10 protein-coding genes are annotated in these 12478 nt (G+C 65.9%); 3 read left to right on the forward strand and 7 right to left on the reverse strand.

Annotated elements, in window-relative coordinates; all coding sequences use genetic code 11:
* From IRZ18_05520 to IRZ18_05530, 3 genes are all read left to right on the forward strand, one after another.
* Positions 1-435: winged helix-turn-helix transcriptional regulator (locus tag IRZ18_05520; protein ID MBX5476564.1), on the forward strand; the 435-nt coding region annotated here is incomplete at its 5' end.
* Positions 432-1265 carry an HlyD family secretion protein gene (locus IRZ18_05525; GenBank protein MBX5476565.1) on the forward strand — a complete coding sequence of 278 codons (834 nt, stop codon included), beginning with the start codon at positions 432-434 and terminating at the stop codon, positions 1263-1265. The genes IRZ18_05520 and IRZ18_05525, both read left to right, overlap by 4 nt.
* 41 nt (positions 1266-1306) lie before the next feature.
* Positions 1307-2926, forward strand: coding sequence for a multidrug efflux MFS transporter (locus tag IRZ18_05530; protein MBX5476566.1), 1620 nt, complete (start codon positions 1307-1309; stop codon positions 2924-2926).
* A 107-nt stretch (positions 2927-3033) separates the two neighbouring features.
* Here IRZ18_05530 and IRZ18_05535 read toward each other — a convergent pair whose 3' ends face one another.
* From IRZ18_05535 to IRZ18_05565, 7 genes are all read right to left on the reverse strand, one after another.
* Positions 3034-3309 (reverse strand): AbrB/MazE/SpoVT family DNA-binding domain-containing protein, encoded by a 276-nt coding sequence (locus tag IRZ18_05535; GenBank protein MBX5476567.1) that lies wholly within the window; start codon positions 3307-3309, stop codon positions 3034-3036.
* A gap of 189 nt (positions 3310-3498) precedes the next feature.
* Positions 3499-4539, reverse strand: a complete 1041-nt coding sequence (locus tag IRZ18_05540; GenBank protein MBX5476568.1) for a hypothetical protein — start codon at positions 4537-4539, stop codon at positions 3499-3501.
* Positions 4540-4709: 170 nt separating this feature from the next.
* Positions 4710-5915, reverse strand: coding sequence for a hypothetical protein (locus IRZ18_05545; GenBank protein MBX5476569.1), 1206 nt, complete (start codon positions 5913-5915; stop codon positions 4710-4712).
* Positions 5897-9262 carry an ATP-dependent exonuclease SbcCD, C subunit-like protein gene (locus IRZ18_05550; GenBank protein ID MBX5476570.1) on the reverse strand — a complete coding sequence of 1122 codons (3366 nt, stop codon included), beginning with the start codon at positions 9260-9262 and terminating at the stop codon, positions 5897-5899. Before IRZ18_05550 ends, IRZ18_05545 begins: the two co-directional genes overlap by 19 nt.
* Complete coding sequence (locus IRZ18_05555; GenBank protein ID MBX5476571.1) at positions 9240-9959, reverse strand: DUF4194 domain-containing protein; 720 nt, start codon at positions 9957-9959, stop codon at positions 9240-9242. Before IRZ18_05555 ends, IRZ18_05550 begins: the two co-directional genes overlap by 23 nt.
* A complete protein-coding gene (locus IRZ18_05560; GenBank protein MBX5476572.1) occupies positions 9934-11454 on the reverse strand; it encodes a DUF3375 domain-containing protein in 1521 nt (506 codons plus the stop codon). Before IRZ18_05560 ends, IRZ18_05555 begins: the two co-directional genes overlap by 26 nt.
* A gap of 381 nt (positions 11455-11835) precedes the next feature.
* Positions 11836-12450 (reverse strand): hypothetical protein, encoded by a 615-nt coding sequence (locus IRZ18_05565; protein ID MBX5476573.1) that lies wholly within the window; start codon positions 12448-12450, stop codon positions 11836-11838.
* Positions 12451-12478 lie beyond the last annotated feature (28 nt).

Below are 12478 nucleotides of genomic sequence, written 5' to 3' on the forward strand. Positions count from 1 at the left end.
AAGGAGGAGCTGGCCTTCGAGGCCGTCGAGCACATGCGCCGGCTCTATCGGCGCCTTCTGCGTGAGCTCCAGGAGGCGTTCCGTTCGGAGGGCCTCTCCCCGATGGAGCTGGGCGTGCTCTGGGCACTCAAGGACGGCCGGCCCCACCGGATGACGGACGTGGCGGATCGCACCGGCATTCTCCCCAATACGCTGAGCGGCATCGTCGACCGCTTGGAGGCGGCCGGCCTGGTGGAGCGGCGGCGCAGCGAGCGCGACCGGCGCGCGATCGAGCTTCACGCCACGCCAGCCCTGCGGGAGCGGGCGGAGGCGATCGGCCGGTCGTTGCGGGCCTACGTCCTACCGTGGTTCAGCGCGCTGCCGGAGGAGGACCTTGCCCATCTCGTGAGAGTTTTGCGCAACCTTGCGGAAGTCGCGGAAGGAGAGTCGCGGTGAAGACGGGTCGCGCGATTGCGATCATCATCGTCATCCTCGCGGTGCTCGCCGGCGGGGCGGGCATCGCGTACTACTACTGGAATCAGGGCCAGAACTACGTCAGCACGAACAACGCGGCGGTGGCGGCGGACGTCGTGCCGGTCAGCGCCTTGCAGAACGGCATCCTCGCGGAATGGGACGCGCACGTCGGCGACAAGGTGGCGAAGGGCGACGTGCTCGGCAGGCTGCGCGTGCCGGTGACCGGCGGCGGAGTCCCTCCATCGCCAGCAGTGCCCTGTGCCGTCGACCCCAGCCCCGAGGCGTGCCGGGCGGCCGGGGCTGGTGCGGGTGCAGGCGCGGCGGCCGGCTCGGGGGCCTCGGGCAAGGGCGCGGGCACCCCGGCCGGCGCCGGCGGCGGGAACCTGCCACAGGTTCTCCCCCTCCCCTCGACCGTCGAAGTGGACATCACCGCGCCGGCGGACGGCACCATCGTGCAGACGTCGGCCGTGGTGGGGCAGCCGGTGGCGGCCGGCCTCGTGCTGGCGCGCATCGCGGACCTGGCGCACGCGTACGTGGTCGCGAACGTGCCGGAGACGCGCATCGAGGACGTGCACAAGGGCCAGAAGGTGGACGTCACGATCGACGCCTACCCCGGTACGACGTTCACCGGCCGGGTGACGGAGATCGGCCTGGCGACGGCGTCCTCCTTCTCGCTGCTCCCGTCCCAGAACACGACGGCGAACTTCACGAAGGTCACGCAGGTGGTGCCGGTGCGCATCGCGCTGGACGGTCACGAGGGTAAGACCCTGACCCTCGGCCAGAGCGCGGAAGTCCGCATCCACCTTAAGTGAGGGACGGCCGCATGACCGCACGGGAGACGGAGGCGACGCGCATGGCCGGCGATCGGGGGAGCGGGCGCCACGGCCGCGGCCTGCAAGGGCTGCCGCTGATCCCGCTGTTCGTCGCGATGATCGGCGCCTTCATGGGCATCCTCGATGGAAGCATCGTGAACGTCGCCATCCCGCACATCATGAACGAGTTCGGCGCCCCCACGGACGACGTCCAGTGGGTCGTCACCGTCTACATGCTGGCGATGGGCGTGGTGGTGCCCTTCTCGGGCTGGCTTTCGGACCGGTTCGGGTCGAAGCGGATCTACATCTTCACTCTCGCCGCGTTCACGCTCGGCAGCGTGCTGTGCGCGTTCGCGTGGAGCGTCGCGTCGCTGACGGCGTTCCGCGCGGTGCAGGCGATCGGCGGTGGCCTCCTGCAGCCCGTGGTGATGGCCATGGTGCTGCGCATGGTGCCGCGGGACCGCATGGGCGCGGCGATGGGCGTCATCGGCCTGGCCATGCTGCTGGCGCCGGCGCTGGGCCCGACGATCGGCGGCTACCTCGTGGAGTACCTGTCCTGGCGGTGGATCTTCCTCATCAACCTGCCGATCGGCATCGCGGCCATCCTCGGCGCGATGGCGGTCCTGCCGGACATTCGCGGGCCGCGGCCGAAGCGCGTCGACTGGTTCGGCGGGCTGCTGGCAGCGGCGGGGCTGTTCGCGCTGCTCTTCGCGCTGTCCAAGGGGCAGTCGTGGGGGTGGCGCTCGGAGCCGATCGTGCTGCTGTTCTACGCGAGCTTCGTGCTCCTCGCGGCATTCGTGTGGTGGGAGCTGCGCCACCCGGAGCCGATCCTCCCGCTCGGCGTGCTGCGCCACGGCGCGTTCAGCGTCAGCCTGCTGCTGGGCTTCGTCATCACGGTGGGGCTCTTCTCGGGGCTCTTCTACGTGCCGCTCTTCCTGCAGGACATCCGCGGCCTCTCCCCCCTGACGACGGGCCTCATCATGATGCCGCCGGCGCTGGCGTCCGGGCTGATGATGCCGTTCGCGGGGGCGCTCTACGACCGCGTGGGGCCGAGGCCGCTGATCGTGACGGGCATCGGCCTGATCACGTACGCCACGTGGCTCCTGCACCACCTTTCGACGGACACACCCACGCGCGTGATCGTCGGGTGGATGGTGGTGCGCGGCATCGGCATGGGGCTGACGATGATGCCGGCGATGACGGCCGGCATGTCCGTGGTCCCGGAGCGCGAGGTGAACGCGGGTTCCGCGATCCAGAACGTGATCCAGCGGGTGGGAGGCAGTTTCGGGATCGCGGCGTTGACATCGGTGCTCTTGGAGCGGCAGGCGCAGTACTTCGAGGCGTACCGGGCGGCGGTGACGCCGGACAGCCCGGCGCTGCAGGGGTTCCTGCAGGCGATGGCGGGCGCGGCGGGCGGCGCCGCGGGTGCGGCCAGCACCGTGGGTGCGGCCAGCGCAGCCGCCGGATCGGGGCAGGCCCTCGCGCAGCTGGTGCCGCAGCTCTACGGCCTGGTGCTCCAGCGCGCGACGGTGTCCGCGATGGACGACCTCTTCGTGATCACGGCCGTGATCACCGCGCTGGCCATCCTGCCCGCCCTGGCTCTGCGCGCCAGGTACGGCCGCGGCGCCGCGCGCGCCGGTGGGTTCGTCGGGGCGGAATAGACAATCCGGCCGCGTCCACGGTCGCGGGGAAGTCGCCTAACGTCCGCGGTTCGCCCAGGAGCAGGCGCAGGATCACGTTCGCGTCCACGTGCGCGTGGCGGCGCTGATCACGCATCAGTCCGACCTTCCTTGAGTTTCTGCACCAGGTGTTCCTGGTAGTCTCGCCGCGCCTCTCGGACATCGAAGGTTTTGGATGTACGAAGGATGCCCAGAAGATCAGCAGCCGTCCGGGCGCGCACGGGGATCAGCACAGCCTTACCGTCTTCGACGTCAAAGAGGACCCTATCGCCCGAGGAGATACGGAGGGCGTCACGCACTTCCTTCGGCAGGACGACTTGACCTTTGGGACCAACGCGGGATTGCCACGGGTTGCGTCGCCTCACTGACATTGTATTGCGCCGGTGACACCACCACACTCCGTACGGTTTCTGGTCTTCACGCGGAACTTTCTTGCCTCGCCCATCGTGCCCGCCGCGTCGGCGATGGCCGGCCGGCGTCAAAAGTCCAGGAAGAAGACGGCGGGGATTTTGGGATCGCCGCCGCCCGACCGGCGGCACGTCGCCGGTGCGTGCTTACGCGGCTCCCGCTTTCGTTTCGCCCGCAGCCGTGACGGCGCTGGCCGGCCGGCGCCAGAAGTCCAGGAAGAAGACGGCGAACACGCCGACCATCACGCCCAGCACGGCGGCCACGGCCATGTTCAGCGCCTTGCGCGGAGCCACGGGCTTCAGCGGCTCCACGGCCGGCGAGGTGATGGCCAGGGACGACAACTGGGTCTGATTCAGCTTCAGGAGGCCATCGCCCAGCGTGTCCGCTTTGGCGTGGGAGCGGAACGCTTGCGCCAGCTCGTCTCCCTGCGCGGCGGCCGCCTTGATCTGGCCCCGCTCCTGCTCCAGGTCCTGGATCGTCGTCTGCGCTTCGGTGATCTTCGTCTGCAGGTCCTGCCACACGGGGTTGAGCACTTCAACCGTCATCGCCAGCTGGGCCGCTTGGTCCGCGCGGATGCCGAGCCGCTGCCAGACGAGCGCCGTGAACGTCGGGTCGTTGGCAAGGGACTCCTTCAACGCGTACGTGCGCGGCGTCTTCGCCGCCAGGTCCTGCAGCGAGCGCAGGTTGCTCTGCGCCGAGGCGAGCTGCGCGTCAATGGCGCCTTGCAGGTTGTCCGCGTTGATGGCCGCGGAGTGGATGACGAGCTCCGCCGCCGCGGCGTTCGCCATGGCCGCGGCGCGGCGCGGGTCGTGGTCCTTGACGGTGACCACGAGGGTGCGCTTGTCGTCCGCGACGCTCACGCTGTACGGCCTGCCCGTGGCGCGGAATTCTCCAACGATGCCGAGGTCCTCGGAGAACTTCCGGAAGAACGAGGGCGATTCCGCAAGGGTCACGTACGTCTCGGGGCCGAGCGCCGGCGGCTCCACCGGCGCGTTCAGCTTGAGGTCGTTGAGCATCACGAGGGCCTGCGCCTGATATGTGGGCGGGATGACGAAGAAGCTGGCGGTGCCGGTGAGGACTACGGCCGCGGCGGTGACGGTGGCGATGATCTTCCAGCCGTCGACGAGCGTCTGCAGGAGCTGGCGCAGATCGATTTCGTCGTCGTAGTACGGTTCCGGCTCGATCATGGGGCGAAGGCTCCCTCCCGGACTTTTCGCGCAATGGTGCTTCGCCCTTAAGCGGCCGCGTCCTTCAATGGAGGTGAAAGTTTGTTAAGCAGACTGAACGGGGCGGGCGGCGGGGGCCGGCGCGCGGTGCGCGCGGCCGCGCCTACCGGGTAGTCACCATGCGCCGAGCATCAAGTGATCTTCTCGAGAGCGCGTCGCAGCCAGCCGAAACGAATCCGCTCCTGCTCTAAACGCACCCGCTCGCCCAGGCGGTCGTGGAGCAAGTCGTCGAACAGGGTGCGTTCTTCCAGCGTCAACAGAGTGGGCTCGCCTTGATACCGCTTGTCCAGAGGTTCCTCACCCCAAAGCTCACGATGGGCTTCGAGCGTCTCCCGGTCCATGAGGAAAGAGCGCACGCCCGGCAACGACGCGCGGAGGCGGTTAAGGATGCCGAAGCCGTGTGTGTCGATATCGCCCCAATACCACACGTCGACGTCACGAAGCCAGGGCGTTTCGGACAGGCGCTCCAACCCGTAGCCCAGGCCGAACACGACCAAGCTCCCGGGCTGGTCCGGGAAGGCGAGGCCGTTCGTCCGGTTCTCGGTGATGAAGACACGCCGGACTGGCAGTCGCAGGGACGCAAACTGGTCGGGGGGTATCGCGAGATCGGTCAGCCCCTGGATGGAAAGCGCTGGATCCAGGACGCGAAAACGCACCTGCGGCGGTTCTGCCTGCAGGCCATATCGCTGGGCGAAGTGGCGTACGCCCGTCGCCGTGGAATCGATGGCCTCTGGAGGAAGGATCTCATCGAGAAGCTCGCTCAGAAGCCCGCGGCGCGCCTCGATGAACTTCGTGTCGATGCCGGGGATGTCCAGCTGCCGCAGATAGATGCCGGGCCGGGGGTGAGCCGCAAACCAATCCAGCACCGCCAGGATCCGCTCCCAGTCATCCGCGTGTTCAAGCACCGTCAGGGGGCGACGCGCCAGCCAGTCGCGCAGGCGCGGCTGGCGTTCCAGTGTGATGTCGATCAAGGCCTTCGCTCGCATCGCGTCCGCTTTGCGCCGGATCCACCGCAAGGCGTCATCCTCGCTGGGGATGACCGCCTCGACGGGTAGCTCGTTGCGTCCCTGCACGCGGTTGTGTACAGGCTCCCAGCGGAGGTCGTAACCGTAGCCGCGTTGCGCGCGGCTGGCCGCCCGCAAGGCGTCCGCCCAGTCCATGACGGCACCGAAACGCTCCGCCACATCGCGGGCCGCGGGACGTTTCAGGCGGAGGGTGAGGGGAAAGAGTGCCTCACCTGTCACGTAGGCAGCGAGCAGGTCGCCCCTCAGCCAGCGGCACTCCAGTTCCTTTTTCAGATCGTCAGGCGTGGTCCAAGTCACGATACCTGAATCCATCTGCGCGCCTCTTGTTCGGCGCGGTATTCTTCGATCGTCAGATTGCGCACCATCGAGTAGCGGCCTTCCTCGTTGTGCACGAATGCCACGCTGGACACATAGGGCTCGATCACATGAATCTTCTGCAGCGGCGTGACAACCAGCAACTGCAGACCGAGCTTATCGAAAAGCTTCAAGCCGTGGTGCGCCGACTCATCCGAGCCGCGACTGAAGGCCTCGTCGATGACGACGAAGCGGAAAGTCCGGTGCCTTGGTTCCGCGCTCTCAAGGCCGAACTGGTAGGCCAGGCTGGCCGCCAGCACGGTGTATGCCAGCTTTTCCTTTTGGCCGCCGGACTTACCGCCCGAGTCCGTGTAGTGCTCGTGCTCGCTGTCGTCCTCCTTCCAACGCTCTGACGCGGAGAAGACGAACCAGTTGCGCACGTCGGTGACCTTGGTTGTCCAGCGGCGGTCGAGATCGGCGAACCCCTCGCGCCCCTGAAAGCGCCCGATGATCTCTTTTACCCTCAAGAACTTGGCCTCGGAATAGGTGTCGTCCTCCGAACCCGTCAAGGTCCCCTCGGTACAGGCGCGCAGGGACTCCTGGAAGTCACGTACCTCAGGATCGTTCGTCGGCTCAGCCAACAAGACGATGTAGCGGTTCTCGTTGTAGTCGATCGCCCGCAAGGAGCGGTTGATCGCCTCGATCCGCTCTTTGATGAGCTGGCGCTCCCGGTTGAGTTGAGCCTGGAACCCCGCCACCTCGCGGATGGTGTTCTCTCTCAACAACTGGCGGAAGCGGGCTTCGTAGCGCGGCAGGTCGTCGTTCTGGAGCCGTAGCAGCATGTTTCGGTACTCTTCGGCCGCCTCGATGCTGACATCGACGTCGCGCGTATCCTGCGGCCAGTCGCGCTGGTAGTTGCGCATGGCGTCGATGATCTTCTCGCTCAGCCGTTGCGAGCGCTTCGTCTCGGCATCGATTCGGCTCTGCAACCAATCCCGCATCTCGGCTTGGCATGCGTCGCAGGACTCGACGCTAAAGTTGCGCTCACCGAGCGCCTCAAGCTGTAGCCGTTCCAATTTGGGGAAGATCTCTGTGCCGGTCTGCGGCTCTAAATCCGCCAGCAGAGACTGCTGTTCCGCATATTGCTTTTGTGCGTGGTCCCGGCGCTCTTCGCTCTTGGCATGCTCGGCCCTCAGCTTCTGCAAAGCTGCCTCTGTTTCCGATATCTCGACTTGCAGCGCGTCCAGCTGGTGCTGCAGCATGCGAAGTTGATCCGAAGCCGCTTCCAGTTGCCGCCGCTCCTCCTCCACGCGTTCGATCTGCGCAGCCACCGATGTCCAGTCGATTTCCTCGAACTCTTGAAATGATTGCAGCCGTAGCAGCTGCTGTTCCTTTTGGCGCAGCCGCTGGATCCCGGTTTCCGCTCGGCGGACGCGGGCCTCGGCCTCCTGGACTTGACGTTCGAAATCCTCCGCCTGCCTGGCCAGGGCGGCGATTTTGGCCTCGTTGCTCCAGCCCAGTACGAAGCGCGTACGGTCATCGATGGCAAAGCGATCGTCCTTCTCGTGACGCTCGTCGCCGGACTTGATCTGCCCCGCCCGGGTGATCGCGCGGCGTTCGCGGTAGAACTGGTTGAGATCGGTGCAGCACGCGTAGTCGAAACGACGGGCGAGTTCGCGCTCCAGCCACGGGAAAAAGGGGGAGTCCGGTCGGAGCTCGAGCTTGCGGACGAGCGACTGCGGGTGCAGTTCGTGGTGATAGGGTTCAAGTTCCGTACGCACGCGGTAATACACCAACCGGCCGCGCAGGTGGGTGCGGTCCACCCACTCCGCCACCGACCGGTAATGCTTGTCCATCACCAGGAGGGATAAACCGAAGTTATGTAGGAGACGTTCGGCCGCACCCTCCCATTCACGCGCATCCTGCCGGACCTGGATGAGCTCGCCGGCGAAGGGCAGCTCCTCCTCCGTGGCCCCGATGGCATGGCAGAGCCGTGCGCGCAGCTCGAGCATGTGGGAGGTGATGTTGGAGCGTCGGCCCCGCAACGAAACGATCTCCGCTTCCAGTTTCCGCATCTCCTCGCCGCATTCGTGGAGGCGGACACCCGCTTCCGTAAGGGCGTTTTGCGCGTCAGCGCGCTGCTGCTCCAAGGCAGTCTGCTGCTTGGCCGCCTCGCGCCGGTTGGCCAGAAATCCGTCCTCATCATCAACATCGTGAAGGCCTAACGCCCGGGCGAGTTGATGATACTCGGCTGCACGATGGCGCCGCTTGTCCCGGGTTTGCTGGAGATCCTCGATCTGACGCTGCAACTCCTGTAACCGATCGCCGCCGTTCATGAGGATGGCGTTCTCGATCTCGCGACGGCGCCTTTGCTGTTCGCGGAGCGTTTGCTCCACGCTCTGGATGCGCCTCGCAAGAGCCTCCAGGTCACGGTCGTACCTTTCAATGCGCTCGACCAGCAGGCGGCATTTGATCTGTGCAAACCAGGGGCGTAAGGCATCCCGGCACTGTTTCAACTCTGCGATCAGCGCCTCCACCTGCTGGTGACGGTCCACATCCTCGACGAGCGGCTGCAACGCTTCGATCTGCCGCTTGGCCTTGAGCACGGCCTCGTGCGCGCGGGCCAGGTCTTCAAAGTGGCGGATGAGCGCGTGGATCCGTTCTTCCACCGGGAAGGGGTCCAGCATGTGTTCGCGGACAAACTCGGTCAGATTGCCCACTGACTTCATCGAGACGGTTTGGTAAAAGAGTTCAAGTGCCTGGTCGCCGGCAATGCCCAGTCGACGACAAAAATCGGCACTGTATTTTGTGAAGTGATCATATACGCGGATGCCCGGCTGGGTGCGCAAGCGCCTACGCAATTCGGTGATATCGCTGCCGAAACCGGCGAAATCCTCGGCGATGCGCAATGGCAGATCGGCGACCACGTAAAATCGTGCGGGCTGGCCCTGGTTGTCCTGCACCCAGAAGACCTGGGCGAGGGTCACATCTTCCCCGCTGGACTCATTACGGAAATGGGCAAGGATCACAGAGTAGCTACTGCGGTCGCGCAGGGCCACCGGGTGTGCAGACAGGCTTCCCTCTGCCCGTTCCGATCTGTAATAGCCCAGTACGTAGGAGCGAAGGCTACGCTCGCGTGAATCCGCCCCGGCCGCCTTGTTGTAGACAATACGGTTCGACGGCACGAGTAATGTGGTGACGGCATCCACCAAGGTCGACTTCCCTGACCCGATCTCGCCGGTCAGGAGGCCGTTCTTACCGTTGGGTGTGACGGACCATACCCTTTGATGAAATGTGCCCCAATTGAGGACTTCAAGGCGGTGGAGGCGGAAACCCGCGAGGTTATCCATCGCTTCCCTCCTCATCCTGGGAACCGTATGGCGAAGCTGCTCCCTGCGACCCACACGCGGATCCTTGCAAGTATTCGCGGTATTCGGCCAGCCGCTCCTCGAACTCAGCCAGCCACTGCGCGTCGACGAAAGCGGCCAGGATGCGGCGCACCTCGTAACGGTCTTCGTGACCGCGGAGTTTCCGCAAGAACCCGAGGTCCACAACCTTGCGGATGTCTCCGTCGACGTGATTCAAAAGCCGGACCTCGTCCGTGGTGTCCGGGAGAAACAGGCGTACCATGTCCACGATCTCTTCTCGCTGCAGGACGAGACGCGGATCTCCACCGCTGGCATCGTGTTCCGCCAGCTTCTTGCGGAGTAGGGCTAATAACAGGCTGACCCCGTAGCTGAGTTGGCGGCGCGGCACCAACCGCGGCGGCGCCTCCTCTCCCTCCAGCACGTCCCGCTGGCGGAGATAGGCGTAGCCCTCGGCTTCGTTCAAGATCAGCTCCAAGCCAAAGGGGGCCACGTGGTCGCGAACCTGAGCCTCGAAGCGGAGGAGCGATGCCCAAAGCGCCGGTTGCTCATCGCGGTAAAGTACGCCGCGGAAGAGGGCGATCAATACCGGTGAGACGCCTGAGAGCGCTGTTGTACGTTCGACGCTCGATGCTCCCGCCGGCGCCGCACCATCCAAGCCCGTATCCTGCCTAGGCTCCTCCTGCAGTGGCTCCATCTCCTTCCGACGGGTTTATAGCCTGAAAGAGCTCGCCGGTGGACGCCACATGGCCGCCATCGCGGACGAAGGTGACCGCAGGAAACGTCGCTTGCCGCAGGCGGCCGTCCGGGTCCCGCCATGCCACCGTTTCCCTTAAACTTTCGTCGACCACGCCGAGGTGTTGAACGGTCGCAAGCGTAAACCAGGCCACCAATTCGGCCAACCCCTTTTCAAGGGGGTAAAGGCGTAACAGCTCACCGAGGGTGATCCGCGACCGCCTCTGCAGCTCCCGCCGCACGCGGGCGCGCAGAAGGTCTTTGTCGACGTATATCTGTTCGAAGAGCGGCTCGAGCGAGATTTCAGCCAAGCCCTCCTGCACTTCCTGCTGCTCGATTCGCGGTTTTCGCGGCGGCCGGAAAAGCGGCCGGTCCATGGGCAGCGCTACGGCCGGAGCCGGTGCGTCGATCCACATGCCGGGTTCCGGAGGCGGCGCGGCTCGCAGGGCCAGCGCGTGCTGCTCGATGCCTCGCAGGATGTGCATAATCCGGCGGTTCTCCAACCACGTTTGATCGTCCAGGTAGCGGCGCAGTTGTTCAGAAAGCCGCGCCACGGTGCGCTGCGTTGTCTCTCCAGCCGCCAGCCAATCGTAATGCAGCCTGCGCAAACGTGGATCGGGCTTCAACGCCGCCACCGGCTCCAGCTCCAGAATCTGTTCCAGGAGAGTCGTCAACTCCTGCTGGTGCTCAGGTGACATAAGAAAATCCCAAAAGGCCTGGAAGCTGCGGCCTTGATCGGATTCGGCGATGGCGTCGTGCTTGTCCAACACCTCACCTAAGACTTCACCCTTGCCGCCTTCCCAGGTGGCGATGCGCTCCCGCACTTGCCGGTCCAAGTCGCGGAAGTTTTGTTCCACTTGACGAAAGTCTGCGAGCAGCGCACGCGCCATGTCCACCACGTGGAGGAAGCGCTCCCGGAGCTGGGTGGGGTCCAGCAGCACCAGGTGCCCCCTGCGGATCGCCTCGATCTCGGCTTCAATCGCAGCCCGCCGTCGCTCCAGCTCCGCGATGCGTGCTTGCGGGTCGGTTTCGCTTCCCTGGACGATCTCCCTCAACAGATTGAAGATCAACTTCAGTCTGGACTCAGCGCCGATGAATTCACGCCGCTCCAGGTCCCTGAGCCAGTGCAACGCCCGTTCGGCCGCGGGCGTAAGGTCGAAATGCGGCTCGTCCGACCCGACAGGATAAAAGCGCCGCAGCCAGCCATGTTCCGTGTCCGCCCACTCATTTAGATAGGCTGCGGCGTCCTTGGGAAAGGCATCTTCTCCGAGTTGCTCGCGCAGATGGAAGAGGTAATCATCCAATCTCGCTTCAAGTTCCCGCTCACTGATACTGCGCAGATTCGGCTCGATGAACGTGGCATAGAGAAAGCCGATGACGAGCGGTGCGTTCTGCGCGGCCAGGAGGCGCCATGCCGGATGGCGGCGCCGCAGTTGGACAAGGTGCTGATAATCCATAGTCGACCCTCCAGGCAGGCCGATGAGAAAGCGGTTACATTTCGAGTTTAGTGCTCAATCCGTGCGAACGATAGGTCTTCGGCCCACCCCAGCCCGGCGCCCGGGCGCCCGGCTATATGGAAGCCATACAGCCGCGCCCAGTGGTGGTCATCGGCGATGTGAAAATACGTACGCTTGCGCGTCCCAGAGCTTCGTCGCAAGGGCGGGGATTCTGGGCTATGCGGAGCCCGGGCAGGAAGTGACGGCGCCGGGACCGGGGCGGGTACGCCCGATGTTTGCCAGTACGCACTCGTCAGCGCCGTCCGATCGGTGAGCCGGACGGCGGCCGAGTACCTGCGCCTGCCGCGCAACTCGCGACTGGATGGGGAACTCGGTCGGTTGTCACGCCGGTGAAACCGGCGGCATGGGCAACGCACTGCGCATCGCCTCGAGCCAGGCCTTCCCCTGCCGTTCGGTCAGGATGGCACGAAGCGCGGCGTCCAGCCCCGGCGGCCGGTGCGCGCCGTGGGTGTCCGATCCCAGCGCGGCCGCGCGGCCTGCGCGCAGGAGCTGCCACGCCCGGGCGCGGCGCTGCGCCGACGCCCCGGGAAGGAAGCTGCCGGCATTGACCTGGAACCGCACGCCCATGCGCGCGAGCTCTTCGAAGTCTTCCGCGCCAAGGTACTCGTACCGCTCCGCGTGCGCGAGGAGCACCCTCAGACCCATGATCGAGAGCTCGTGGAGGACGTCGAACAGGAACAGCGGGCGCCCGGTCAGCGGCAGCTCCACAAGCACCGTGTCCCCGGGGCGCGCCGCTTCCCCGCCGGACAGGGAACCCGCGTTTCCGTCCCGCAGGTGGTCCGGCAGCAGCGGGTCTAGCATGAGTTCCTGGCCGGGCCGCACGCGCAACGGGATGCCGGCCGCGTCCAGGCGGCGCTGGAGCTCTTCCGCGCGCTCCCGCACGCGCGGCCACGGCACGGCCCAGGGGCCGCCGGGGATGTAATGCGGCGTGGCCACCAGGGTGCGCGTCCCGCGCGCGGCCGCG

This window comes from Clostridia bacterium, assembly GCA_019683875.1.
Lineage (GTDB): Bacteria > Bacillota > Sulfobacillia > RBS10-35 > Bu92 > Bu92.

Excerpts from the sequence above, each read along its gene's own strand:
- IRZ18_05530 (MBX5476566.1), top strand. The coding sequence starts at position 1,307 with ATGGCCGGCGATCGGGGGAGCGGGCGCCACGGCCGCGGCCTGCAAGGG.
- IRZ18_05540 (MBX5476568.1), bottom strand. The coding sequence starts at position 4,539 with ATGATCGAGCCGGAACCGTACTACGACGACGAAATCGATCTGCGCCAG.
- IRZ18_05545 (MBX5476569.1), bottom strand. The coding sequence starts at position 5,915 with ATGGATTCAGGTATCGTGACTTGGACCACGCCTGACGATCTGAAAAAG.
- IRZ18_05550 (MBX5476570.1), bottom strand. The coding sequence starts at position 9,262 with ATGAGGAGGGAAGCGATGGATAACCTCGCGGGTTTCCGCCTCCACCGC.
- IRZ18_05555 (MBX5476571.1), bottom strand. The coding sequence starts at position 9,959 with ATGGAGCCACTGCAGGAGGAGCCTAGGCAGGATACGGGCTTGGATGGT.
- IRZ18_05560 (MBX5476572.1), bottom strand. The coding sequence starts at position 11,454 with ATGGATTATCAGCACCTTGTCCAACTGCGGCGCCGCCATCCGGCATGG.